Origin of the sequence: Rhodococcus sp. 15-725-2-2b, assembly GCF_002259075.1 — a bacterium.
Classification (GTDB): domain Bacteria; phylum Actinomycetota; class Actinomycetes; order Mycobacteriales; family Mycobacteriaceae; genus Rhodococcoides.
In genome coordinates, this window is the sequence record NZ_NPFL01000019.1 from 317,563 (window position 1) to 342,808 (window position 25,246).

At 66.4% G+C, this 25,246-nt stretch carries 24 protein-coding genes; 1 reads left to right on the plus strand and 23 read right to left on the minus strand.

Annotation, left to right across the window (positions count from 1 at the left end):
* Positions 1-43: 43 nt before the first annotated feature.
* From metK to CH306_RS22160, 15 genes are all read right to left on the minus strand, one after another.
* Positions 44-1,258 (minus strand): methionine adenosyltransferase, encoded by a 1,215-nt coding sequence (gene metK, locus CH306_RS22090; RefSeq protein WP_032397994.1) that lies wholly within the window; start codon positions 1,256-1,258, stop codon positions 44-46.
* Positions 1,259-1,440: 182 nt separating this feature from the next.
* Positions 1,441-2,691, minus strand: a complete 1,251-nt coding sequence (gene coaBC, locus CH306_RS22095) for a bifunctional phosphopantothenoylcysteine decarboxylase/phosphopantothenate--cysteine ligase CoaBC (protein ID WP_094638045.1) — start codon at positions 2,689-2,691, stop codon at positions 1,441-1,443.
* A 23-nt stretch (positions 2,692-2,714) separates the two neighbouring features.
* Positions 2,715-3,020 carry a DNA-directed RNA polymerase subunit omega gene (gene rpoZ / locus CH306_RS22100; protein ID WP_032377808.1) on the minus strand — a complete coding sequence of 102 codons (306 nt, stop codon included), beginning with the start codon at positions 3,018-3,020 and terminating at the stop codon, positions 2,715-2,717.
* 72 nt (positions 3,021-3,092) lie between these two features.
* Positions 3,093-3,704, minus strand: a complete 612-nt coding sequence (gmk, locus tag CH306_RS22105) for a guanylate kinase (RefSeq protein ID WP_094630027.1) — start codon at positions 3,702-3,704, stop codon at positions 3,093-3,095.
* A 5-nt stretch (positions 3,705-3,709) separates the two neighbouring features.
* On the minus strand, positions 3,710-4,030 hold the full coding sequence (gene mihF, locus CH306_RS22110) for an integration host factor, actinobacterial type (RefSeq protein ID WP_045199768.1): 321 nt from the start codon (positions 4,028-4,030) through the stop codon (positions 3,710-3,712).
* 210 nt (positions 4,031-4,240) lie between these two features.
* Entirely contained in the window at positions 4,241-5,071 is an 831-nt protein-coding gene (pyrF, locus tag CH306_RS22115) for an orotidine-5'-phosphate decarboxylase (RefSeq protein WP_179272739.1), read from the minus strand.
* A complete protein-coding gene (carB, locus tag CH306_RS22120) occupies positions 5,068-8,409 on the minus strand; it encodes a carbamoyl-phosphate synthase large subunit (protein WP_094647949.1) in 3,342 nt (1,113 codons plus the stop codon). Before carB ends, pyrF begins: the two co-directional genes overlap by 4 nt.
* Positions 8,409-9,539 (minus strand): glutamine-hydrolyzing carbamoyl-phosphate synthase small subunit, encoded by a 1,131-nt coding sequence (carA, locus tag CH306_RS22125; RefSeq protein ID WP_032397989.1) that lies wholly within the window; start codon positions 9,537-9,539, stop codon positions 8,409-8,411. The genes carB and carA overlap by 1 nt, the downstream gene beginning before the upstream one ends.
* Positions 9,536-10,042, minus strand: coding sequence for a PH-like domain-containing protein (locus CH306_RS22130; protein ID WP_045195300.1), 507 nt, complete (start codon positions 10,040-10,042; stop codon positions 9,536-9,538). Before CH306_RS22130 ends, carA begins: the two co-directional genes overlap by 4 nt.
* Positions 10,043-10,046: 4 nt before the next feature.
* A complete protein-coding gene (locus CH306_RS22135; RefSeq protein ID WP_094647950.1) occupies positions 10,047-11,363 on the minus strand; it encodes a dihydroorotase in 1,317 nt (438 codons plus the stop codon).
* Positions 11,360-12,346: an aspartate carbamoyltransferase catalytic subunit gene (locus CH306_RS22140; RefSeq protein WP_094647951.1), complete on the minus strand. Its 987-nt coding sequence runs from the start codon at positions 12,344-12,346 to the stop codon at positions 11,360-11,362. The genes CH306_RS22135 and CH306_RS22140 overlap by 4 nt, the downstream gene beginning before the upstream one ends.
* Positions 12,343-12,930 (minus strand): bifunctional pyr operon transcriptional regulator/uracil phosphoribosyltransferase PyrR, encoded by a 588-nt coding sequence (gene pyrR / locus CH306_RS22145; protein ID WP_032397985.1) that lies wholly within the window; start codon positions 12,928-12,930, stop codon positions 12,343-12,345. Before pyrR ends, CH306_RS22140 begins: the two co-directional genes overlap by 4 nt.
* A 139-nt stretch (positions 12,931-13,069) precedes the next feature.
* Complete coding sequence (gene nusB / locus CH306_RS22150; protein ID WP_045195309.1) at positions 13,070-13,624, minus strand: transcription antitermination factor NusB; 555 nt, start codon at positions 13,622-13,624, stop codon at positions 13,070-13,072.
* Between the two features lies 1 nt (position 13,625).
* On the minus strand, positions 13,626-14,189 hold the full coding sequence (efp, locus tag CH306_RS22155) for an elongation factor P (RefSeq protein WP_027496978.1): 564 nt from the start codon (positions 14,187-14,189) through the stop codon (positions 13,626-13,628).
* Between the two features lie 77 nt (positions 14,190-14,266).
* Positions 14,267-15,370 (minus strand): M24 family metallopeptidase, encoded by a 1,104-nt coding sequence (locus CH306_RS22160; RefSeq protein WP_094648021.1) that lies wholly within the window; start codon positions 15,368-15,370, stop codon positions 14,267-14,269.
* Positions 15,371-15,476: 106 nt separating this feature from the next.
* Here CH306_RS22160 and CH306_RS22165 point away from each other — a divergent pair, with 106 nt between their 5' ends.
* On the plus strand, positions 15,477-16,151 hold the full coding sequence (locus tag CH306_RS22165) for a B-4DMT family transporter (protein WP_094647952.1): 675 nt from the start codon (positions 15,477-15,479) through the stop codon (positions 16,149-16,151).
* 90 nt (positions 16,152-16,241) lie between these two features.
* Here CH306_RS22165 and aroB read toward each other — a convergent pair whose 3' ends face one another.
* From aroB to alaS, 8 genes are all read right to left on the minus strand, one after another.
* The gene (gene aroB, locus CH306_RS22170) at positions 16,242-17,354 is read right to left on the minus strand and encodes a 3-dehydroquinate synthase (RefSeq protein ID WP_032397983.1); all 1,113 of its coding nucleotides are present in this window, start codon (positions 17,352-17,354) and stop codon (positions 16,242-16,244) included.
* A gap of 14 nt (positions 17,355-17,368) precedes the next feature.
* On the minus strand, positions 17,369-17,920 hold the full coding sequence (locus CH306_RS22175; RefSeq protein ID WP_094647953.1) for a shikimate kinase: 552 nt from the start codon (positions 17,918-17,920) through the stop codon (positions 17,369-17,371).
* Positions 17,917-19,104, minus strand: coding sequence for a chorismate synthase (gene aroC / locus CH306_RS22180; protein WP_032397981.1), 1,188 nt, complete (start codon positions 19,102-19,104; stop codon positions 17,917-17,919). Before aroC ends, CH306_RS22175 begins: the two co-directional genes overlap by 4 nt.
* Positions 19,105-19,116: 12 nt before the next feature.
* Positions 19,117-19,689, minus strand: coding sequence for a prepilin peptidase (locus CH306_RS22185; RefSeq protein ID WP_045195316.1), 573 nt, complete (start codon positions 19,687-19,689; stop codon positions 19,117-19,119).
* A gap of 121 nt (positions 19,690-19,810) precedes the next feature.
* A complete protein-coding gene (locus tag CH306_RS22190) occupies positions 19,811-20,650 on the minus strand; it encodes a shikimate dehydrogenase (RefSeq protein ID WP_373453987.1) in 840 nt (279 codons plus the stop codon).
* Positions 20,625-22,037, minus strand: a complete 1,413-nt coding sequence (locus CH306_RS22195) for an endolytic transglycosylase MltG (protein WP_094647954.1) — start codon at positions 22,035-22,037, stop codon at positions 20,625-20,627. Before CH306_RS22195 ends, CH306_RS22190 begins: the two co-directional genes overlap by 26 nt.
* The gene (gene ruvX, locus CH306_RS22200) at positions 22,034-22,564 is read right to left on the minus strand and encodes a Holliday junction resolvase RuvX (RefSeq protein ID WP_373453988.1); all 531 of its coding nucleotides are present in this window, start codon (positions 22,562-22,564) and stop codon (positions 22,034-22,036) included. Before ruvX ends, CH306_RS22195 begins: the two co-directional genes overlap by 4 nt.
* 5 nt (positions 22,565-22,569) lie before the next feature.
* Positions 22,570-25,239, minus strand: a complete 2,670-nt coding sequence (gene alaS / locus CH306_RS22205; RefSeq protein ID WP_094647956.1) for an alanine--tRNA ligase — start codon at positions 25,237-25,239, stop codon at positions 22,570-22,572.
* Positions 25,240-25,246 lie beyond the last annotated feature (7 nt).

Genomic DNA, 25,246 nt, shown 5'->3' on the forward strand with positions numbered 1-25,246 from the left:
AGCCGGTGCGAGCAGGGTACGTGCAGAACGGTCGACGCCGAACTCAGAGTCCGGCAGCCTCGCGGAGCTTGCCTGCGCGATCGGTGGACTCCCACGGGAGATCGATGTCGGTGCGGCCGAAGTGTCCGTACGCCGCAGTGGGCGCGTAGATCGGTCGCAGCAGATCCAGATCGCGAATGATGGCACCGGGGCGCAAGTCGAACACCTCGCTGATCGCCGCCTGAATGCGCGCGGGATCGGTCTTCTCGGTGCCGAACGTCTCGACGAACAATCCGACCGGCGCGGCCTTGCCGATGGCGTACGCCACCTGGACCTCGATGCGATCGGCGAGCCCAGCCGCGACAGCGTTCTTCGCGACCCAACGCATCGCGTATGCAGCGCTGCGGTCGACCTTGGACGGGTCCTTGCCGGAGAATGCGCCGCCGCCGTGCCGTGCCATGCCGCCGTAGGTGTCGACGATGATCTTGCGACCGGTCAGCCCGGCGTCACCCATCGGACCACCGAGCACGAACTTTCCGGTGGGATTGACCAACAGACGCACATCGGACGTGTCCAGCGTCGGCACGTCCAACTCGGCGAGTACCGACCCCAGTACCTTCTCCCTGATATCGGGGGTGAGCAGGTTGTCGAGATCGATGTCGGCCGCGTGCTGAGTCGAGATCACCACGGTGTCGAGGCGAACGGCGTTGTCACCGTCATATTCGATCGTCACCTGTGTCTTGCCGTCCGGACGCAGGTAGGGCAGAACCCCACTCTTGCGGACCTCGGTCAGCCGCCGGGAAAGACGGTGCGCCAACGCGATCGGCAACGGCATCAATTCGGGAGTGTCGGTGTTGGCGTAGCCGAACATCAACCCCTGATCCCCCGCGCCCTGACGGTCGATCTCGTCGTCGGACAATCCTTCGACTCGGGCCTCGTGCGAATGATCGACGCCCTGCGCGATCTCGGGAGACTGCGCGCCGATCGCGACGTTCACACCGCACGAATTTCCGTCGAATCCCTTGGCCGACGAGTCGTACCCGATCTCGAGCACCTTCTCGCGCACGATCTTGGGGATGTCGGCGTACGCGGTGGTATTGACCTCACCCGCAACGTGGACCTGGCCGGTGGTGACGAGGGTCTCCACGGCCACCCGAGCACGCGGATCCTCCGTCAACAGAGCATCGAGAATCGAATCGCTGATGGCGTCACAGATCTTGTCGGGATGACCCTCTGTGACGGACTCGCTGGTGAAAAGCCGACTACCGGACTTGCTCACGGACTTCCTCTCGACGCATGTTCCTGTCCGACCCGACGCCGCGCGCCGGTCGGGCACTCCATGAAAATTTGACGTTCCCTCGGTGTTATCGCCCCTGCCGGAGCCAGGCAAACCTCTACGGCCTCACACGTGGTGCTCAGCACGGTAGCCGGTGCGACATCGCTCGTGCACCCTCACCGTCGTCACTGTGTCGACCTCGTTCGGGGACTACGTGCGTCGAGCATCTGCGCCACAGAATCCAGTACGCGGCTCGCGAGAAGCGCTTTGGAGCCCTCGCCGAGCGCATCCTCGGAACCGTCGGAACCGAGCAACCATCCATCGTTGTGGTCGACCTCGAAGGCCTTACCGTCACCGACAGCGTTGACCACGAGCAGGTCGCAGCCCTTGCGTTCGAGCTTGGCCCGCGCGTACGTCAGTACGTCTCCGTCCGCGTCACCGGTCTCCGCCGCGAATCCGACGATGACAGTGGACGATTCGAGCTCACCGTCGCGGCGAGCCGAGACGAGGCCTGCGAGTATGTCGTCGTTGCGGACCAACGGGATCGACGACGGCTCGTTCGCCCCCTTCTTGATCTTGCTGCCCGCGATGGACTCCGGGCGGAAGTCCGCGACCGCGGCCGCCATCACCACTGCATCGACACCGACGGCGAGTTTACGAACCGCATCCTGCATGTCCGAGGCCGTCTTGACGTGCACCACGTCGACCGCGGCCGGATCGTCGAGGTCGCTGGTGTACCCGGCGACCAACGTCACCTGGGCTCCGCGTTGCGCTGCCACGCGGGCCAGTGCATATCCCTGCTTGCCCGAGCTTCGATTGCCCAGAAAACGGACCGGATCGAGAGGCTCACGAGTGCCGCCGGCAGACACCAGAACATGCCGTCCTTCGAGGTCACGAGGAAGCGCATCCGCTCGCTCGGTCACGAGCATCGACAGTGCGAAGATCTCGTCCGGCTCCGGCAGCCGACCCGACCCGGTGTCACGTCCGGTCAGACGACCCGACGCAGGTTCGATCACGTGTGTACCGCGCGAACGAAGCGTCGCGACGTTGGCGACCGTGGCCGGGTGCTCCCACATCTCCGTGTGCATCGCGGGAGCCAGAACCACCGGGCACCGCGCGGTGAGCAGGGTGGCCGTCAGAAGATCGTCGGCGCGTCCCCCGGCGATGCGCGCCATCAGATCTGCGGTGGCGGGGGCCACGACGACGAGGTCCGCCTCCTGACCCAGGCGCACGTGCGGGACCTCCGGCACGTCCGCGAAGACTCCGGTGTGCACCGGTTGGCCGGACAGCGCCTCGAACGTCGCACGCCCGACGAACTCCAGAGCGGACGCGGTCGGGATCACCCGTACCTCGTGCCCGCTCTCGGTGAAGCTGCGAATGAGCGAACAACTCTTGTAGGCGGCGATACCTCCGCCGACTCCGACGACAACGCGCAAGTCAGATGTCCTCTGTGAGGTTCTTATTCGCCTTCGGTGTGCTCGAGCAGATCCGCGTGGATTTCGCGGAGAGCGATCGACAGCGGCTTCTCCTGCAGACCCGGCTCGACGAGAGGTCCGACATACTCGAGGATGCCGTCACCGAGCTGGTTGTAGTAGTCGTTGATCTGACGTGCACGCTTGGCTGCGTAGATCACGAGGGCGTACTTGGACGAGGTGCGTGCGAGCAGCTCGTCGATGGGTGGATTGGTGATGCCGAGCGGCGTGTCGTAGGCCGGCAGAGCGCTGCGTCCGTCGAAGTCGGAAACGGCCGCTGAAATGCTGCTCACTGATGATCTCCTGAAATTGCATCGTTGGTGCTACGAACTAGCTGGTCGGGGCCTCGTGCGCCGTGAAACTGGTCAGCTGTTGCCGACCGACGACCTACCGACCAACAAGGATACCAACTGTTCGCACGAATGGTCGACATCGGTATTGACAACCACGGTGTCGAACTCGTCCTGTGCGGCCAATTCCACCCGTGCGGTCTCCAACCTCCGCTCGGTGGCAGCGCTCTCCTCGGTCGCGCGCCCGACCAGACGGGCGACCAGGTCGTCCCACGTCGGTGGTGCCATGAACACCAACAAGGCCTCGGGCTTGGACACCCGCACGGCACGGGCACCGGCCAGATCGAGCTCGAGCAGCACCGGGCTGCCCGCCTCCAGCGCGGCCTCGACGGGTGCGGCCGGAGTTCCCGACCGCTGCAGACCACCGTGAATGCTCGCCCACTCGAGCAGCTCGTCGTCGGCGATCATTCGATCGAACTCGCCGGCGGAGACGAAGTGGTAATCCTGCCCGTCCACCTCGCCCGGCCGCGGCGATCGCGTCGTGACCGACACGCTGAAGACCAGCTCGGGCAGCGCCGCACGCACGAGCCGAACGACACTGGACTTGCCGACGCCGGAGGGGCCGGACAGCACCACCAACCGGCCGCGCTCGATCTCCGGGACCGATGTCGCCGCAGTGTCACTCACCGTCGTCAGGCCTCGAAATCGAACTTCGTCAACAGCGCCTTGCGCTGCCGATCACCGAGACCGCGCAGTCGACGGGTTGGCGCGATCTCCAATTCCGTCATCAACTCCGCAGCCTTGACCTTGCCCACCTTCGGCAGGGCCTCGAGCAGCGCGGAGACCTTCATCTTTCCGAGGATCTCGTCCGTCTCGGCGTCCTCGAGCACCTGCTTGAGGTCGGTGCCGCCGCGCTTGAGGCGCTCCTTGAGTTCGGCGCGCGCTTTCCGGGCGATCGCAGCCTTCTCGAGGGCAGCAGCGCGCTGCTCGGGGGTCAACTGGGGAAGGGCCACTGTCGGTTCCTCCGTCTTCTCGTTTCTGGGCGATACGACGCACACGATCGCTGTCGGCACGTCGACCATCGGTCTTCCACTGCCACCGATCGCGGTCATCAGCGCTGCGCACTGGCGATCAGCACTGTTCGTCGGCAGCGTTAGCGACCGTACCGACGACCCGCGTGAACCGCTAACTCGCCCCCGAGCGCCGATGCGCCGCAGCATCGACTATGCGAGACCGGCTTCGATCTCGTCGCGCAATCGTGTCGCCGCGTCGCGCAAGGCCGTCACCGACGGGCCAGCGGCCAGGACACCGCGAGAGGAGTTGGGCAGCAACAGCTCACGCGAATAGCGGAAGATCTCCGCGAGATCGGCAACCGTTGCTCCCTGCGCTCCCAGACCAGGCGCGAGAATCGGACCGGTGTAGTTCGACAGGTCGAGACCGTGATCACGAGTGGCACCGACGACTATCCCCACCGTGTCGGCATCGACGCGATTGCGCGCGGCTGCGGCATCGACGATCGACTGAGCCACCGACCCACCGTTCGACGTCGCGGCCTGCTGCAGGGCCGAGCCCTCCGCATTCGAGGTGCGGGCAAGCACGAACAGCCCGCGCCGGTGTCGCACCGCTCGATCGACGGTCTCCCCCAGCGAATCGAAGCCCAGGTACGGCGAGACCGTGACGGCATCGGAGGACAACGGCGAATCGGGTTCGAGCCAGGCCTGCGCGTACGCATCCATCGTGGTGCCGATGTCGCCGCGCTTCGCATCGGCGATCACCAGGGTGCCCGCGTCCCTGAGCACACTGACAGTGCGTTCGAGCACCGCGTACCCGGCCGATCCGTAGGCCTCGAAGAACGCCACCTGAGGCTTGACGATCGCCACCTCACCGACGAACGCTTCGACACACAGCTCGGCGAACACCTCGAGACCGTCCGCCGAGCGTGGCAGGTCCCATGCCTCGAGCAGAGCCGGATGCGGATCGATACCGACACACAGTCGACCACGCGCCGCGACCGCGGCGCGCAACCGATCCGACCAACTGCGATGATGGCTCACTCCACTCCCAGCCCCTGCTTCAGGCCCGCATGCAGATCCTGCAGCGAGCGAACACCGATTCCGCCGGCGATCCCGGCTTCGATGCCCTGCACCGCTGCCGACGCGCCCTGCACCGTGGTGATGCACGGAATGTTCTGCGCCACGGCGGCGCTACGGATCTCGTACCCGTCGACGCGGGGGCCGGAGTTGCCGTACGGGGTGTTGATCACCATGGCGATGTCACCTGCGAGTATGCGGTCGACGATGGTCCGCTCCCCCTCCGGCACGTCCTCGCCGGACTGCTTGTACACCTGCTCGCATTTGATTCCGTTGCGCCGCAACACATCTGCAGTGCCTTCGGTCGCCAGAATCGTGAAGCCCAGATCCGCGAGTCGCTTCACCGGGAAGATCAGTGATCGCTTGTCCTTGTTGGCCACCGACACGAACACCGCGCCGCCCGCAGGCAACGAGCCGTAGGCGGCGGTCTGACTCTTGGCGAACGCGGTACCGAAATCGAAGTCGATTCCCATCACCTCACCGGTGGACTTCATCTCCGGGCTGAGCAGAGTGTCCACTCCGGTTCCGTCCGCACGACGGAACCGGTTGAACGGCAACACCGCTTCCTTCACCGCGATCGGGGCACCGGCCGGGACGGTGCCACCGTCTCCGGTCTCGGGCAGGATGCCTGCGGTCCGCAGCTCGGCGATGGTCTCCCCCAGCATCACTCGGGCGCAGGCCTTCGCGAGCTGAACCGCCGTCGCCTTGGAGACGAACGGAACCGTGCGGCTCGCACGCGGATTGGCCTCGAGAACGTACAGGATGTCGTCCTTGAGTGCGTACTGCACGTTGAGCAGGCCGCGCACGCCGATGCCCTTCGCGAGAGCCTCGGTGGACCGCCGGACGTTCTCGATGTCGGTCTTGCCGAGTGTGATCGGCGGCAACGCGCACGCCGAGTCGCCGGAGTGGATACCGGCCTCCTCGATGTGCTCCATGATGCCGCCGATGTAGACCTCGGTGCCGTCGCACAGTGCGTCGACGTCGATTTCGACCGCGTCTTCGAGGAACCGATCGACCAGCACCGGCCGGTCGTCCGAGATCTCCGTCGCGTTGGAGATGTACGTCGCGAGCGAGGCCTCGTCGTACACGATCTCCATGCCGCGTCCGCCGAGAACGTAGGACGGACGCACCAGGACCGGGTACCCGATTCCTGCGGCGATCTCACGGGCTCCGTCGAACGTCGTCGCGGTGCCGTACTTCGCTGCCGGCAGTCCGGCTGCATCGAGCACCTTGCCGAATTCGCCACGATCCTCGGCCAGATCGATGGCCTCGGGCGACGTGCCGACGATCGGGACGCCTGCGGCCTTCAGCCGCTTGGCGAGCCCGAGCGGGGTCTGCCCGCCGAGCTGGACGATGACGCCCCGCACCGTGCCCGACGCCGCCTCGGCCCGGTACACCTCGAGGACGTCCTCGAAGGTCAGTGGCTCGAAGTACAGGCGGTCCGCGGTGTCGTAGTCAGTGGAGACGGTTTCGGGGTTGCAGTTGACCATCACCGTCTCGTAACCGGCCTCGGACAGGGTCTGCGCCGCGTGCACACAGCTGTAGTCGAATTCGATGCCCTGGCCGATGCGGTTGGGACCCGAGCCGAGGATGAGCACCTTGGGGCGGTCCGGCTGCGGGGCGACCTCGGATTCGGCTTCGGGGTCGAGCTCGTAGGTGCCGTAGTGGTAGGGCGTCTTGGCCTCGAACTCGGCGGCGCAGGTGTCGACCGTCTTGTAGACCGGATGCACACCGAGCTCGGTACGGAGCGCCCGCACACCGTCCTCACCGTCGAGTTCGGGGCGCAGAGCCGCGATCTGGCGGTCGGACAGACCGTGATACTTCGCCTGGCGCAGCAGCGCCTCGTCGAATTCGGCCGCCTCGCGAACCTGAACGCCGAGTTCGTGGATCTGTTGAAACTGGTCGAGGAACCACGGGTCGATCTTGGTCGCCTCGAACAGCTGCTCGAGGGTGGCACCCATCGCGAAGGCCTTCTCGATCCCGTACATCCGACCGTCCTGAGGAACGGACAGGTCCTCGAGCAACGCCTCCAGGCTCTCTGCCTCGACCTCGGGGCCGGTCCAGTAGCCTGCGCGCTTGGTTTCGAGCGAGCGCATCACCTTGCCGAAGGCCTCGGTGAAGTTGCGGCCGATCGACATCGCCTCGCCGACGGACTTCATCGTCGTGGTCAGCGTGCCGTCGGCACCGGGAAACTTCTCGAACGCGAACCGCGGAGCCTTGACGACCACGTAATCCAGGGTCGGCTCGAAGCAGGCCGGGGTCTCGCGGGTGATGTCGTTGACGATCTCGTCGAGGGTGTAGCCGATGGCCAGCTTGGCCGCCATCTTCGCGATCGGGTAACCGGTTGCCTTGGACGCCAGCGCCGACGAGCGTGACACACGCGGGTTCATCTCGATGACTACGAGGCGACCGTCCGCTGGGTCCATCGCGAACTGGATGTTGCAGCCGCCGGTGTCGACGCCCACCTCGCGCAGGATGTCGATGGAGAGGTCGCGCATCTTCTGGTATTCGCGGTCGGTCAGCGTCATGGCCGGGGCGACGGTCACCGAGTCGCCGGTGTGCACGCCGACGGGGTCCACGTTCTCGATGGAACACACGATGACCACGTTGTCGCGGCCGTCGCGCATCAGCTCGAGCTCGTATTCCTTCCAGCCGAGGATGGACTCCTCGATGAGGACGTTCGCCGTGGGCGAGGCCGCAAGTCCGCCGCCGGCGATCCGGGTCAGGTCCTCGTCGTTGTACGCCAACCCCGAACCGAGACCGCCCATCGTGAACGACGGACGTACGACCACCGGGAAGCCGAGCTCGGCGACGGTCTCGCGGACCTCGTCCATCGTGTAGCAGACGGCCGACTTGGCGGACTCGCCACCGACCTTGGCCACGATGTCCTTGAACTTCTGCCGATCCTCGCCGCGCTGGATGGCGTCGAAATCGGCACCGATCAGCTCGACGCCGTACTTGGTGAGAATGCCCTGATCGTGCAGCGCAACAGCGGCATTGAGCGCCGTCTGTCCACCCAGAGTGGCGAGCACTGCCTGAATGGGGTGACCCTGCTCGGCTTCGCGGGCGAAGATCTTCTCGATGAACTCCGCCGTGATCGGCTCGACGTAGGTGGCGTCGGCGAACTCGGGGTCGGTCATGATCGTCGCGGGGTTGGAGTTGACGAGGCTGACCCGCAGTCCTTCCTCGCGCAGCACTCGGCAGGCCTGGGTGCCGGAGTAGTCGAACTCGCAGGCCTGACCGATGACGATCGGGCCGGATCCGATGACCAGGACGTGGTTCAGGTCTGTGCGGCGTGGCATTACTTCTTCTCCTGAAGGACGCTGGTGAAACGGTCGAAGAGATAGGCGGCGTCGTGTGGACCGGCCGCGGCCTCGGGGTGGTACTGCACGGAGAAGGCGCTACCGCCGATCAGCTCGACGCCCTCGACGGTGCCGTCGTTGGCGCAGGTGTGACTGATCCGGGCTCGGCCGAAGTCGGTGTCGAACTCCTCGCCCGCTTCGCCTTCGAGTGCGAATCCGTGGTTCTGCGCGGTGATCGCGATGCGGCCGGTGGTGTGCTCGATGACCGGGATGTTCATCCCGCGGTGGCCGAACTTCATCTTGTAGGTGCCACGGCCGAGTGCGCGCCCGAAGATCTGGTTTCCGAAGCAGATACCGAACAGCGGCAGCTCACGCTCGAGCACTTGCCTGGTCAGTGCAACGCTGGTGTCGGCCGTGGCCGGGTCGCCTGGTCCGTTCGACAGGAAGACACCGTCGGGGTTCAGTTCCAGAACCTGCTCGATGGTGGTGTTCGACGGCACCACGTGCACGCGGATACCGCGCTCGGCGAACATCCGCGGGGTGTTGGTCTTGATACCGAGATCGACTGCGACGACGGTGAATCGAGCATCCCCGGTCGGCTCGATGGTGTAACCGGCTCCGGTGGTCACTTCACCGGCGAGGTCGGCACCGAGCATCGACGGCTGACCGACCACCTGCGCGAGCATCTCGTCGGAGGTGCCGAGGGCGTCGCCCGAGAACACTCCCGCACGCATGGACCCGCGGGTGCGCAGGTGCCGGACCAGGGCGCGCGTGTCGATTCCGGCGATGCCGACGACGTTCTGCGCCTCGAGCTGGTCCTGCAGCGTTCCGGTGGAGCGCCAACTCGAGGTGCGGCGTGCCGGATCTCGAACGACGTAGCCGGCGACCCAGATCTTGTTGGGATCCTGCGCGCTTGCGGCTTCACCGTCTTCCTGATTCCAGCCGGTGTTACCGATCTGCGGCGCGGTCGCGACGACGATCTGTCGGTGATAGCTCGGGTCGGTGAGAGTTTCCTGGTACCCGGTCATTCCGGTGCAGAACACGGCCTCGCCGAGGGTGCGCCCCTGTGCGCCGAATGTGGTGCCGCGGAATGTCCGGCCGTCCTCCAGAACAAGAACTGCGCTGCTCACGCGGTTTCCTCCTTGGTTTCTCCGGTGGAACTCGCTGTCCACACCGGGTAGATCTGCTTGTCGTCGGCCCGGAAGCCGGTGTCTATCTCGGTCCCCGTCGGCAGCTCCCAGCGAATGACCAGGAGCCCGTCCTTGGTCATGACCTTGCCTGCCAACCCGCGTTCGGTACGGATCGCACGGATCGATTCCGCCGGGATCCAGATGGGAGATTCACCGTCTCGGTCGAGCAGGATGCCCTTCTCGTGTCGGGACAGTTCACCGGTGGCGCGGTGGCCTATGTCGCCGACGGCGATGCGGTCCTGCCAGCTCGGAGCGATGGTGCTGCCGACGTACAGGCCGGTGCTCGGCTCGACGAGGGTTGCTCCCAGATCGTCCGGCACGGCCGGGAAGTCACCGATTCGCTCTTCCTGGCGCTTCTGCCGTCCTCGCCAACCCCAGAAGATCAGCGCGATCATCAGTGCCCAGAACAGGATGAATCCGATGACGATGAGAACTCTGTCCACGGCTCTACTCTCCCGCTCTGTTCGCCACTGCTCCGTCGCGGACGGTGATTCGCCCGCGCAGCACCGTCGTGGTCACCTTCGAGGAGAAGCTCATGTCCTCGAACGGCGTGTTGTGTGCGACGCTGGCCAGCTTCTTGCCGGAGACCGTCCAGCTCGCTTTCGGGTCGACCAGCGTGAGGTTGGCGATCTCGCCGACCTCGATGGGTCGTCCCTGATCGGCCAATCCGACGATCTGGGCGGGACGCTCGCTCATCACCCGCGCCACGCCGCGCCAATCGAGCAGTCCCGGGGTCACCATCGTGTCGACGACGATGGACAGTGCGGTTTCGAGCCCGAGCATTCCGGGACGAGCGATCGAGAACTCGCAGCACTTGTCCTGCTCGGCATGCGGAGCGTGATCGGTTGCCACACAATCGATCACGCCGTCCGCCAAGCCCTTACGCAGGGCGTCGACGTCGGACTTCTCACGTAGTGGCGGGTTCACCTTGTTGATCGCGTCGTACGTCTCGAGCCGCGAATCGTCGAGCAGCAGGTGATGCGGGGTTACCTCGGCGGTGATCGAAATACCCTGTCCGCGTGCCCATTTCATCAAATCGACGGTGCCTGCAGTGGATGCGTGACAGATGTGCACCCGCGCACCTGCGTCACGAGCCAGCAGGGCGTCGCGAGCGACGATCGATTCCTCGGCCGCACGCGGCCAACCGGCCAGTCCGAGGCGCGCCGCCGTCGGGCCCTCGTGTGCGACGGCACCGACGGTGAGCCGGGGTTCCTCGGCGTGCTGAGCGATGAGCACACCGAGGGAACTCGAGTACTCCAGCGCCCGACGCATGATCAGTGGATCGTCGACGCAGTGGCCGTCGTCGGAGAACATCTTCACCCGGCCGATTCCCGCGGCCATCGTGGCCATCTCGGCGAGCTGCTTGCCCTTCAATCCGACGGTGATCGCTCCGACGGGGTGGACGTCGACGAGACCGACTTCCTGTCCCCGACGCCATACGTGGTCGGTCACCACCACCGAGTCGGCGACCGGGTCGGTGTTCGCCATCGCGAACACCGCGGTGTAGCCGCCCAGAGCTGCTGCGGCCGAGCCGGATTCGATCGTTTCGGTGTCCTCGCGGCCGGGCTCGCGCAGGTGCGTGTGCATGTCGACGAATCCCGGCAGCAGTATCTGGCCGCGGGCGTCGACGACCTCGGCTCCGTCGGCGTCGAGGTCCGAGCCGATCCCCGCGATCTCCTCACCGGCGATCAGGACGTCGGTCTCGGGGCCCTCGCCGTACAGCAGCACGCCGCGGAGCAGAACGGAGGTCGCGGGTGCGGTCACGACGCACCCCCGTCCGAACCGACCAGCAATCGGAACAGCACCGCCATCCGCACGTGAACTCCATTCGTAACCTGTTGCAGGACTGCAGTTTTCGGAGAGTCGGCCACCGAGGACGCGATCTCCATACCGCGCAGCATCGGACCGGGGTGCAGTACGACGGCATGCTCGGGCAGCAGGTCGAGCCTGCGCTGCGAGAGCCCGTACGTGATCGAGTACTCGCGAGCGGAGGGGAAGAATCCGCCGTTCATTCGCTCGGCCTGCACTCTGAGCATCAGCACCGCATCCAGTCCGGGCAGTTCGGCGTCGATGTCGTGCGAGACCCGCACCGGCCAGCCGGTCACTCCGACGGGCAGCAGGGTCGGTGGTGCGATCAGCACCACCTCGGCACCGAGCGTGGCCAGCAGGATCGCATTCGAGCGCGCCACCCGGCTGTGCAGGATGTCGCCGACGATCGCGATCCGACGGCCGGCGATGTCGCCGAGTCGTTGGCGCACCGTCAAGGCGTCGAGCAGAGCCTGGGTGGGGTGTTCGTGCGTGCCGTCGCCTGCATTGATCACCGCGGGGCCCCGTCCAGGAGTGGAGCCTGCGGAACGACCATCGGTGGTGCTGCCGGTGCCCTGATCGGCGGTCCATTGGGCGATCTGATGTGCGGCTCCGGATGCCGGGTGCCTGACGATCAGTGCATCGGCTCCGGCGGCGCGCAGCGTCACCGCGGTGTCGCGGAGCGACTCTCCCTTCGACACCGACGAGCTGCTGGCGCTGACGTTGATGACGTCGGCGCTCATCCACTTGCCTGCGACCTCGAACGAGACGCGGGTACGTGTCGAGTTCTCGAAGAACACCGTCATGATGGTGCGTCCGCGCAATGTCGGGAGCTTCTTGACTTCGCGGCCGAGAAGCGCCTGCTCGAATCGTTCGGCTTCGTCGAGGAGTTCGGTGGCCGATTCGGCCGTCAGGTCGGCGACCGAGAGCAGATGCTTCATCGAGCGGATCCTCCCTCGGACAGGCTGACCCCGTCGCGGCCGTCGTGTTCGGAGAGCAACACCGACACGTCCTCGGTGCGCGCTGTGGGGACGTTCTTGCCGACGTAGTCCGCCCGAAGCGGAAGCTCGCGGTGGCCGCGGTCGATCAGGACTGCGAGCTGCACGGCGCGGGGGCGACCGAGGTCACGGAGGGCGTCGAGCGCAGATCGCACGGTTCGGCCGGAGAACAGCACGTCGTCGACAAGCACCACCAGTGCGTCGTCGACACCGCCTGCGGGCACCGACGTACGCTCGAGCGGACGGTGCGGCTTGTTTCGCAGATCGTCGCGGTAGAGGGTGATGTCGAGAGAACCCAGCGGGGGGCGTACTCCGGAGAATGCCTCGATACGTTCGGCGAGACGTTCCGCCAACGTGGTCCCGCGGGTGGGAATGCCGAGGAGCACCACGCGCGGCGAGTCAGCGGCGTCGAGGGCCGTCTTCTCGATTATCTGGTGGGCCATGCGGGAGATGGTGCGCCCCACATCGGCCGAGGACAGCAATTCGCGAACGGCGGGGTTCGCGGACGAGCTTTCGGGCGCAGGCAAACTACGACCTCCTTCTCCGCCTCTCTGGACGGATCGTTAAAGGATGTCTGACAACAACTGCGTAGAGCCTAGCAACGCTCTGCGAACCACGACCAGCAGGCTCGCAGAGCGTTCGGTCACACGGGCGTCGACCGGTCGATCACTGCTCGGCGTCGACCGATGCCTCACCGGACGCGTCGGTTTGCGTACGGCTCGAGACCGCCGCGGCCGCGGCGCGTACCTGCGGCGCGACGAGGACGATCTGACCCAGTACGCCGTTGACGAAGCCGGGCGAATCGTCAGTGGACAACTGCTTGGCCAGCTCGACGGCTTCGTCGACGGCCACGACCGGTGGAACATCGGTGGCGTGGAACAACTCCCACACCGCGACGCGCAGGATGGCCCTGTCCACTGCGGGCAGACGGGTGAGCGTCCAGTCCTTGAGGTGATCGGCGATCACGCCGTCGAGGCGATCGAGATTCTCGGCGACGCCCTCGACCAGGGTCGAGGTGTAGTCGCTGACGGGAGCGATGGTGTCGTCGCCGCGTGCGAGTTCGATTCGCTCGGTGGTGAGGTTCACCGGATCGACGTTGCGCGCCTCCGCCTCGAACAGAAAGTCCACCGCGCGCTTGCGGGCCTTGTGGCGCGCACCCAGCTTCTTCGCACCGGGGGCACCGTTCTGCGAGGCGGAGGAGGTCGACTTCTTCGATGACACGTTAGGAGTTCACACGCCCGAGGTAGTTTCCGTCACGCGAGTCGACCTTGAGCTTGTCGCCGGTGTTGATGAACAGCGGCACCGAGATCTCGGCTCCGGTCTCGAGGGTTGCCGGCTTGGTGCCACCGGTGGAGCGATCACCCTGCAGGCCGGGGTCGGTGTGCTTGACCTCGAGCTCGACGGTGACGGGAAGCTCGACGTACAGCGGAACGCCCTCGTGCATGGCGACCTGCACGCGCAGGTTCTCGAGCAGGAAGCGTGCGCCGTCACCGACGGTTGCCTCACCGATCGAGAGCTGGTCGTAGGTGTCGGCGTCCATGAACACGTAGTCGCTACCGTCGTGGTAGAGGTACGTCATGTCGCGACGGTCGACCGTTGCGGTCTCGACCTTCACACCGGCGTTGAACGTCTTGTCGACGACCTTGCCCGAGAGCACGTTCTTGAGCTTGGTCCGCACGAATGCGGGCCCCTTACCCGGCTTGACGTGCTGGAATTCGATGATCGACCACAGCTGGTTCTCCAAGTTGAGAACCAGTCCGTTCTTGAAATCGCTGGTGGAAGCCACTTGCTTCGCGTCTCCTCAATCGTTTGTGCGCGTGACGCGCCGTCGGTCACGTGCTTGGATTCGCTCCAGCCCGCGCGCTAGACGGACGTGAGTTCCTTGCTTGTCAGGGTGAGCAGTTCCGGACCCCCGTCGCGAACGACGAGTGTGTCCTCGATCCGAACGCCGCCGCGACCGGAGAAGTAGACACCCGGCTCGACGGTGACCGCTGCACCGCCCAGCAGTGTACCGGTGCTCGTCTTCGCGATTCCCGGCGCTTCGTGGATTTCCAGGCCGACGCCATGGCCGAGCCCGTGCAGGAAGTACTCCCCGTACCCCGCATCCTCGATCACCGAGCGCGACGCAGCGTCGACCGAGGCGGTGGTCACCCCTGGAGCCAGAGCGTCGCGACCGGCTGTCTGCGACCGCTGCACCAGCTCGTACAGATCGCGCTGCCACTGCGCGGGAGTCCCGATGACGAAGGTGCGAGTCATGTCCGAGTGGTAGCCGCCGACGAGTGCACCGAAGTCGAGCTTGACGAAGTCTCCGTCGGCCAGCACCGCATCGGTCGGCCGGTGATGCGGGACCGCCGAATTGGCTCCGGCAGCGACGATGGTCTCGAACGACACAGCATCGGCACCGTGATCGAGCATCGACGACTCCAGCTCGCGGGCGACCTCACGCTCGGTCCGGCCTGCACGGATCCCGCCCCCACCGATCAGGTCGGCCAGCGCGTCGTCGGCGGCGCGGCAGGCGTCCCTGAGCAATCCCACCTCGAACTCGTCCTTGACCATGCGCAACGACTCCACGACACCCGGTGCGCGCACCAACTCCACGGCACCGTCGAGCTCCGACCACGCTCGGTGTGCATCCACTGTCACCACGTGGCTCTCGAAGCCCACGCGACCGGTGTTGCCCGCGACCGACGATCGAAGCAGATGCACCGCCGACGCCCGGTCGATCTCGGCGCGCAGATCCGGGACCTGTTCGGCCACCTGAGTGACGTACCGACCGTCGGTGCAGATCACCGTCCGATCCTCGTCGCCGGCCGAATCGGCCGCCGAGACCAGCAACGCGGCATTCGAGCCGGTGAATCCGGTCAGGTATCGGACGTTGAGGAGATCGGTGATCAACATCGAATCGAGTCCGTCGGCGGCCAACAGTTCTCGTAGGGCACCACGACGGGCACCGAAATCGGCAGGCATGGTTTCGACATTACCGGGCGTGGCACACGCTCCGTTCGACTCGACCGGGTCATCGAACTTGTGGGCCCCGACACACAAAGTTCGACGTGCGGATATGCTGTGCCGCATGACTGGGTGGGCAGTGCGTGGCATAAGTATGGGATTGGTCAACGTCGTCGTTCGACTGCTGCTGGGGGCGGCAGTGTCGATGTGGCCGCTGAGCGGATCGGCACTGCGCTGGGTGGCCTACGCCCTCGTGCTGCTCGTCATCATCGTGTGGGCCGGCATCGACGGAATCCGCGACCGACGCAGGCACCCCGACCCCGACGACGGCGAGGACCTGACCATGGTCTGGATCAAAGCCGCAGTGGTCGGCGGGCTCCTCGGAGGTCTCCTGAGCTGGATAGTGGACTTCTTCGTCGACTTCAGCCTGGGGCAGAACGGTCTGGTCTTCGAGTTGACGTCCGGAGCCGCGTTCACCATTCTCACCATCTTCATCGCCGCGAGCATCGCGGTGTTCGCGGGAAGGCAGATCGTCAACCGCGAGGCCAAGAAGAAACTGGCCACGTCGGACGCCGAACGCGCGCACGACCGCCAGCTGGTCAACGCCGGTCAGGAGAATCGGTCGAGACAGGGCGAGGCAACGCAGTCCGAACCTCAGCGGTCCGAAACTCAGCGGTCCGAAACTCAGTGGGCCTCCGAGCACGGCGAAGCCGACACCGAGGTGTTCTCGGCGGTGGACTCAGACGGCAAGCCGCGTCTGGACAAGCGTGGACGTCACGGCAGCGCCGACGGTTCCTGACTCCCCCACATCGACCGACGGGCGGTGATCGACGCTTTCGCGTCGATCACCGCCCGTTCTTCGTCCGTACCCGAGTCGCCTCTCACGAGGTCACAACAGAATGGCCGACCCACCTGCGGCCGGGGCCTCACGACCGACCGCGGAGAATGCGGCGACGAGCAGTGCCGGGTCCGGCCCCTCGAGCCGTCCGGGCTTGGCGAGACCGTCCAGAACCACGAACCGCAACAGCCCGGCCCGGTTCTTCTTGTCCGTCTGCATGCCCTTGAGCAGATCCGAGAACGCGTGCTCGTCGTAGGTGACCGGCAAGCCGACCGATTCGAGAATCGAACGGTGGCGGTCGGCGGTCGCGTCGTCCAGGCGTCCGGCCAGGCGTCCGAGCTCGGCCGCGAACACCAGACCGACCGACACGGCGGCACCGTGACGCCAGCGGTACTGCTCCCGCCGCTCGATCGCGTGCGCGAGCGTGTGCCCGTAGTTAAGAATCTCGCGCAGGTTCGACTCGCGCAGATCCGCCGCCACGACCTTCGCCTTGACCTCGACGGAGCGCCTGATCAGCTCCGGCAGCACGTCGCCGGTCGGATCCAGCGCTGCGGCAGGATCCGCCTCGATGATGTCCAGGATCTTCGGGTCCGCGATGAACCCGGTCTTGATCACCTCGGCCAGGCCGGAGACGATCTCGTTCTTGGGGACGGTCTCGAGCGTCGCCAGATCGATCAACACGGCGGCCGGTTCGTGGAACGAGCCGACGAGGTTCTTGCCCGCATCGGTATTGATGCCGGTCTTGCCGCCCACGGCCGCGTCGACCATGGCCAGCAGCGTGGTCGGGACGTGGACGATACGAACTCCGCGCATCCAGGTCGCTGCAACGAAGCCGGCCAGGTCCGTTGCCGCGCCGCCGCCCAGACTGACGATGGCGTCGCTGCGGGTGAGACCGATTCGACCGAGAACCTCCCAGCAGAACCCCGCCACTGCCAGATCCTTGCCGTCCTCGGCATCCGGGATCTCGATGCGGTGAGCGTCGATTCCCTTGTCCGCCAACGCAGCTCGCACAGCCTCCGCGGTCTCGGCCAGCGGAGGTTGGTGGAAGATCGCCACGGTGGCCGTTCCGGCGAGCTCGTCGACGAGGTCCGTCAACAGACCTCGGCCGATGATCACCGGGTACGGGTTGGCTGTCTCGACCTGGACGCGCACGGGCTCTGTCATCGAATCACCTTCATCTACTGGGGGTTTCTCTCGTTCGCATCGCGCCCGGGAACAGGGGCGATCGCCGTCAGCTTCGCCACCAACTGGCCCACGACCCGAGCGGGGCTGCGACTGTCGGTGCGCATTCGCACCGTGGCCACCGAGCGATAGAGAGGTCGCCGATGACGCATCAGTTGCTGGTACTTCGCACGCGGGTCGGGGCCCGCGAGCAGCGGCCGAACCGTGTTCGCACCGGTTCGCCGAAGCCCCTCGGCCACACTGATCTCCAGGTACACCACGGTGTGCCCGGACAGTAGGGCGCGGGTCGCGGGCGAGAGCACGGCACCACCGCCGAGGGAGACGATCCCGTCGTGCGAGGCCAGAGCACCGGCGACTATCCGCTCCTCGATCTGCCGAAACGCCGGTTCGCCGTCGTGCGAGAAGATGTCGGCGATCGTGCGACCGGTGTCTCGCTCGATGGCCACGTCGGTGTCGAACAGGTCCAGGTCCAGCGCCTGTGCCAGCCGTCGACCGATCGTCGACTTCCCTGCTCCCGGCGGTCCGACGAGGACCGCGTACGGGGTCATCGTGGAGGTCGGGCGGCGGTGCCCTTCACGTAGTGGTCGACGTTGCTCGTCGTCTCCGCCAGCGAGTCCCCACCGAACTTCTCCAACGCTGCCTGCGCGACCACCAGGGCGACCATGGTCTCCGCGACGACGCCTGCAGCCGGAACAGCGCAGACGTCCGAGCGCTGATGAATGGCCACTGCCTCGTCACCGGTCGTCATGTCGACCGTTGCCAGCGCACGCGGAACCGTCGAGATGGGCTTCATCGCCGCCCGCACTCGCAGTGCCTCACCGTTGGTCATACCGCCCTCGATGCCGCCTGCGCGGTTGGTCGAGCGCAAGACACCGTCGGGCCCGGGCTTGATTTCGTCGTGGGCGACGCTTCCGCGTCGACGTGCGGTCTCGAAGCCGTCCCCGATCTCGACCCCCTTGATGGCCTGGATGCCCATCAGTGCTGCGGCCAGTCGGGCGTCGAGTTTGCGTTCTCCGGAGACGAACGATCCGAGGCCGACGGGTAGGCCGTGCACGACGACCTCGACGACGCCGCCGAGGGTGTCGCCGTCCTTCTTCGCGGCTTCGATCTCGGCGATCATCGACTCCTCGGCGGCCTTGTCGAAGGCGCGAACCGGGGAGGCGTCGATCGCGTCGAGGTCGGCACCTGCGGGCGGCGGTCCGACATAGGGGTCGGACGCACCGATTGAGATCACATGGGACACGACGTCGACGCCGAACGCCTGCTTCAGGAACAGACGGGCGACGGTGCCGATGGCGACCCGGGCGGCGGTCTCACGAGCGCTGGCGCGTTCGAGCACAGGACGAGCGTCGTCGAATCCGTACTTGAGCATTCCGGAGAAGTCGGCATGGCCGGGCCGCGGCCGGGTCAACGGAGAGTTGCGCGCAAGATCCGCGAGCACTGCGTCGTCGACGGGGTCGGCCGACATCACCTGCTCCCATTTGGGCCACTCGGTGTTGCCGACCTCGATCGCAACCGGCCCGCCCATGGTGCGTCCGTGTCGGACACCGCCGGTGAGGGTCACTTTGTCGGCCTCGAACTTCATGCGGGCACCGCGGCCGTAGCCGAGGCGACGGCGCGCGAGTTGAGACGCAATGTCGTCCGAGGTCACCTCTACTCCCGCGACCATTCCTTCGAGGATGGCGACGAGAGCGGGTCCGTGGGATTCTCCGGCAGTTATCCAGCGCAGCACTCGAACATCTTTTCACGCCAGGGACGCCGCGGATGCCAGCAGGGTGGCCGCGCACATGGACGGGCCGTGCGCGATGCGCGCGCGCCCGTGCCCGAACGCCGCGACGACCGACCCCACCACGGCAGTTACCACCGGTGCCGCCACTGCGGCGATCGCCCATCCTTCTCCGCCGCCCACGCCTGCGATCGAGCCGACCGACCAGGCGAGTTTGACGTCCCCCGCGCCGAACGCGGCGGGCGCGAGAAGGTGAACGACCAGATAGATCGCGAACAGCAGAGCGCCGCCGAGCACTGCGCTCGCCGAGCCGGTGACGACGAGCGCGATCGTCACCACGATCGCTCCGGGGACGGTCAGGATGTTCGGCAACCGGCGCTGCTGCAGGTCGACGGCGCTGAGGGCGGCGAACCACCACATCGTTATGCACAACGAGAACGCGTACTCGGAGCCGCCGAACCGCCACCAGACCCATCCGGTCCCGATCGCAGACAGCAGCGGCAGGAGCCGAGGATTCCATCGGACCAGGCAGCGGCGCATCGTCATCCCCGCGGCGGCGCCGACCACGACCGCGACACACAGACCCGTCATGATCGAAGGGTTGCATCGCGGTGGCGGCCGGCTGTGACGAAAGCCCAGGTGACAGATTGCCCTGTGTACAACTCACGGCCTGTGGACAACTCGCGGCCCGTGGACTATCGGCGGACGAAGCTCACCGCACGGTGGCCAGCGCGTCCCGCATGATCGCTCGTGGTGCCGGCTTGCCGGTGAATTGCTCCACCTGCCCGTAGGCCTGATTGAGCAGCATCGACAATCCGCTGATGACGGTTCCACCGGCCGCCTCCACGGCAGCTGCCAGGGGCGTCGGCCACGGATCGTAGATGGCGTCGAGTACCAGCGACGCATGGGCGAGATCCGACGCGATGTCGGCCGCTCCGGCCGCCGGAACGGTGCTCACCAGTACCGCCGAGGCCGCTGCGACAGTGGCGAGACGAGGGTCTGTCATGTTCACGAACTCCGCGCGCATTCCCGCGGCGACGGCGCAGTCCAGTGTGTCCCGGGCGCGCTCGGCCGACCGCGCGACCACGGTGACCGCAGCCGCTCCGAGCCCGGCCAGCGCCACGATCGCCGGCCTCGACGTTCCCCCGGCACCGACCACCGTCACGGTGCCACCGGACAGGTCCTCGACTCCGGCGTCGCGCAGTGCACCCACGATTCCGTCGACGTCCGTGCAGTCGGCGCGCCAGCCCGACGCGGTCCGCACCAGGGTGTTCGCCGAGCCGGCCAGAACTGCCCGCGCGGTGCGTTCGGTCGCGTACTCCAGAGCAGCAACCTTGCCCGGCATGGTGACCGACACGCCGACCCATTCGGGGCCGAAACCGTCGAGCAGGCCGGGCAACTGCTCACCGGTGCAGTCGATGCGCTCGTAGGTCCAGTCGGTGAGGCCGAGCGCGCGGTACGCAGCGCAGTGCAGCACGGGCGACTTCGAGTGTTCGACGGGGCTTCCCAGCACCGCGGCGCGCACGTCAGCGGCCGCTGTCGAGGAATCCACCCTCGACCTTGGTGATGTTGGCCAGGTGTTCCTCGTAGCTGCGGGTGAACAGGGTTTCGCCCGCCTGGTTGATGGTCACGAAGTACAACCAGTCACCGTCGGCGGGCATCTCGACCGCCTGCACCGCACCGATACTCGGCGAGGAGATCGGGGTTGCCGGTAGCCCTTCGCTGGCATAGGTGTTCCACGGGGTGACTCGGGCGCGGTCGGCGTCGGTGGTGGCCACCTCGGTCGTGTCGAGCGAGTAGTTGACCGTCGAGTCGAACTCGAGCTTCTGCGGTACGGCGAGGCGATTGAGAATCACCCGGGCCACTTTGCTGAAGTCCTGGGGCAGGGACTCACGTTCGACGAGCGACGCAGCGACGAGGGTGTCGTACGGAGTCAGCCCGGAGTTGGCGCCCGCGGTGAGAATTCCGGTGTCCTCGTAGCGGGTGGCACTCTCGGACACCAACTGCTCGAGGATGTCGGTCGGAGCCGCGCTGGGATCGAAGTCCCAGGTACCCGCGGCGATCAGGCCCTCGAGCTGCCGATCGCGGTCCGGGACTCCTTCGACGCGATCGGTGGCCCAGTCGGGCACGCCCAGGGCAGCCGGGTCGTCCACAGCTCCGGCTGCGTTGAGGTCGTCGTAGCTCACGCAGGTCGGGGTTCCACTGCCGGTTCGGTCCACGCAGCTGGCCTCGGAGATCAGGGTGTAGATGCCCTTCTTGACCGCACCGGTGTTCACGTCGCGGGCGTCGTGCAACTGGCGGCCCTCGGAGATCACCATGTTGCCCACTCGGGACGCGGGGTCGACCAGTTCGGAGACGGCCTGCGAGGCAGGCACGTTGCTGGCGAGCAGATAGAAGCCGGGTTGAACCGAGGTGATGGCGTTGTTCGACAGCGCTGCTTCGAGGAACGCCCCCGAGCTGGCCACGACACCTTTGTCCGCTGCCTGGGTACCGATCTGTTGCGCGGTGTCGTTCGGATGAACCTGAATCACCACGCCGTCCCCCGGTGAGCCTGCGGCGAAGTCCGCGTTCGGTGTCGTGCGATTGCCGAACTTGTTCACCGCGAAATATCCTCCGCCTGCCACTGCCACGATCAACACGAGCCCGAGCACCGCAGCCACCATGCGGCCGCGACGCTTGCGGCTGGACGCGGCTCGGTCCTTGCGGCTCGCAGCACGGCTGCGTCCGACCTCCTGGGGCACCGCTGGGCGCTCGGCCTCGCGATCGGGCTCGCGATCGCCGTGACGAGAGGCCCGTGGGTGCGGCTCCTGCCGCTGCGGATGGCCGTGCAGGCTGCGGTGGAACTCGCTGCCCTCGTCCACCGAATAGCCGATCGGGTCGGTGTGCGCCTCGTCCGCGCGCGGGTCTCGGCGGTCCCGATCGGGCCCTTGGTAGTTCACTCGTCGACCTCCGTCGATCCTGAATTCGTCGCTGCACGATCCGATACGGCGCGGCGCTCGTCGAGCCACCCCTGCAGTATCGCCACCGCCGCAGCCTGATCGATCACCGATCGTTGGTTCTTGGCTCGCACTCCACTGTCCCGTAACGCACGCGATGCGCTCACGGTAGTCAGTCGCTCGTCGGCCATCCGAATCGGAACATGACCCAACCGCCGGTACAGGGAACGGCCGAATCTCTCGGCTGCCTCGACGGCGCTGCCGCGTTCTCCGCGCAGCGTCCGCGGAAGCCCGATCACGATCTCGACTGCCTCGTACTCGGCGACGATCTCCGCCACTCGCACCACATCCGGCGCGTCGGGACCCTTGATCTTCGAGCGCGGCACGGTCTCGACCGGCGTGGCCAGCACACCGTCCGGATCGCTCGCGGCGATGCCGATGCGGACGCTGCCGACGTCGATGCCGATACGACGGCCACGTCCGGGATCGTCGGCACCGGGCCGATCGGGGCCACGCCCCTGAGTCACCACGATCGTCAGTGGGTCGTGAGTTCGGTCAGTCGAGCCCGCGCGGCGTCGATACCGGCGTCGATTCCGGCGACGTCCGATCCCGATCCCTGGGCCAACTCGGGCTTGCCGCCGCCTCGGCCACCGATGCTCGGACCGAAGGCCGCCACCAGATCGCCTGCCGCGACGCCTGCATCCTGAGCTGCCTTGTTGGCCGAGACCACGAACGGGACCTTGCCGCTGACGGTGCCGAACAGCACCACCACGGCCGGATCGGTGCCCAGCCGTCCTCGGATGTCGGTCACCAGGGTGCGCAGATCGTTACCGCCGACACCCTCCGGTGCTCGGGCAACCACCGCTCGCACGTCACCGAATCGCTCGGCCTTGCCGACGAACTCACCTGCCGAGGCCAGCACAGCGGCGGCCTTGACGGCGTCGAGTTCCTTCTCCGCCACCCGCAGTCGCTCGACCAAGGTCTCGATGCGCGCCGGGACCTCCTCGGACGGAACCTTCAGCGAGGAGGCGATGCCGGCCAGCAGCGCGCGTTCCTTGGCGAGGTAGCGGTAGGAGTCGAGGCCGACGAATGCTTCGACTCGGCGCACTCCGGAGCCGACGGACGATTCACCGAGAATGGTGACCGGTCCGATCTGCGACGAGTGCTGCACGTGCGTACCACCGCACAGTTCCATCGAGAACGGTCCACCGATCTCGACCACCCGCACTTCGTCGCCGTAGTTCTCGCCGAACAGGGCCATCGCGCCCATCTTCTTGGCGCTGTCGAGGTCGGTGACCAGGGTGTTGACCGCGAAGTCCGAGCCAACCGCGTCGTTGGCGACGTTCTCGATGTCGTCGCGCTGCGCCTCCGAGAGCGCGCCCTGCCACGAGAAATCGAATCGAAGGTAGCCGGGCTTGTTCAACGAACCCGCCTGCGTCGCGTTCGGACCGAGGACCTGTCGCAGGGCCGCGTGCACCATGTGGGTACCGGAGTGGCCCTGCGTCGCACCCTTGCGCCAGGCGTGATCGACGTCGACGTGGACGGTGTCGCCCTCGGTGATCTGCCCCGACTCGACCACGGACTTGTGAGTCCAGAGCTTCTTGGCGATCTTCTGCACGTCGTCGACCTTGACCGAGAGCCCGGGCGCGGTGATGGTGCCGATGTCGGCGATCTGGCCACCGGACTCGGCGTAGAGAGGGCTGCGGTCGAGAATGATCTCGATCCGCTCTCCCGCAACCGCGGTCGGAACCCGGACGCCGTTGGAGATCAGGGCCAACACCGTTGCGTCGGAACCGAGTTCGTCGAATCCGGTGAACTCGGTCGGCGAACCGTCGACGAAGTCCTTGTAGACCGTCAGGTCGGCGTGTGCGTGCTTACGGGCGCGAGCGTCGTCCTTGGCCCGGTTGCGCTGCTCGGACATCAGCGACCGGAATCCGTCCTCGTCGACGGACAACCCCGCCTCGGCGGCCATTTCGAGCGTCAGATCGATCGGGAACCCGTAGGTGTCGTGCAGTGCGAACGCTTCTGCGCCGCCGATCTTCTTCGCACCCGACGCCTTGACTGCCTCGGCGGCACCCTCGAACAGCCGTGAACCCGAGGTGAGGGTCTTGAGAAACGCGGTCTCCTCCCCCACAGCGACGGTGAGAATTCGATCGAAGTCGGTGACGAGGTTCGGGTAGGACTCGGCCATCGTGTCGCGCACGACGGTGATGAACTGCGCCATCGTCTCGTCGGGTGCTCCGAGCAGCCGTGCCGATCGCACGATGCGGCGCAGCAACCGGCGCAGCACGTAGCCGCGGCCGTCGTTGCCGGGGTTGACGCCGTCCGAGATGAGCAGCGCGGCGGTGCGCGCGTGATCGGCGATGACGCGGAAGCGGACGTCGTCCTCGTGATTCGCACCGTAGGCGCGTCCCGAGAGCTCCTCGGCCTTGGCGATGACCGGTCGGACGAGGTCGGTCTCGTAGACGTTGTCCACGCCCTGCAGTAGGAATGCGACGCGCTCGACGCCCATGCCGGTGTCGATGTTCTGCTTAGGCAGCGGACCGAGAATTTCGAAATCGTCCTTGCTGATCCCCTTGCCGCGTTCGTTCTGCATGAACACGAGGTTCCAGATCTCGATGTACCGGTCCTCGTCGGCCTCGGGACCACCCTCGGCACCGAACTCGGGTCCGCGGTCGTAGTAGATCTCCGAGCACGGGCCACAGGGCCCGGGAATGCCCATGGACCAGTAGTTGTCGGCCATTCCGCGACGTTGAATTCGTTCGTCGGGCAGGCCTGCGATCTCCTTCCAGAGCTCGATGGCCTCGTCGTCGTCGAGATACGCAGTGGCCCAGATCCGCTCGGGGTCGAACCCGTACCCGCCGTCCTCGACACTGTCGGTCAACAGCGACCAGGCATGCCGAATGGCGTCGCGCTTGAAGTAGTCGCCGAACGAGAAGTTGCCTGCCATCTGGAAGAACGTGTTGTGGCGGGTGGTGATACCGACGTTCTCGATGTCGAGGGTGCGCACGCACTTCTGAACGCTCGTCGCCGTCTTGTACGGCGGCGTCTGCTGACCGAGGAAGAACGGGACGAAGGGGACCATGCCCGCATTGACGAACAGCAGATTCGGGTCGTCGAGGATCAACGACGCACTGGGTACTTCGGTGTGTCCCGCCTTCACGAAATGGTCGAGGAAACGCCTGCGGATCTCATGGGTCTGCACTGATACA

Bases quoted from the DNA above. Each gene is read 5' to 3' on its own strand.
- CH306_RS22160 (WP_094648021.1), bottom strand. From the start codon at position 15,370: ATGCCTGCCGATTTCGGTGCCCGTCGTGGTGCCCTACGAGAACTGTTG.
- CH306_RS22175 (WP_094647953.1), bottom strand. From the start codon at position 17,920: ATGACCCCGTACGCGGTCCTCGTCGGACCGCCGGGAGCAGGGAAGTCG.
- CH306_RS22165 (WP_094647952.1), top strand. From the start codon at position 15,477: ATGACTGGGTGGGCAGTGCGTGGCATAAGTATGGGATTGGTCAACGTC.
- carB (WP_094647949.1), bottom strand. From the start codon at position 8,409: ATGCCACGCCGCACAGACCTGAACCACGTCCTGGTCATCGGATCCGGC.
- CH306_RS22185 (WP_045195316.1), bottom strand. From the start codon at position 19,689: ATGACGGGTCTGTGTGTCGCGGTCGTGGTCGGCGCCGCCGCGGGGATG.
- aroB (WP_032397983.1), bottom strand. From the start codon at position 17,354: ATGACAGAGCCCGTGCGCGTCCAGGTCGAGACAGCCAACCCGTACCCG.
- CH306_RS22140 (WP_094647951.1), bottom strand. From the start codon at position 12,346: ATGAAGCATCTGCTCTCGGTCGCCGACCTGACGGCCGAATCGGCCACC.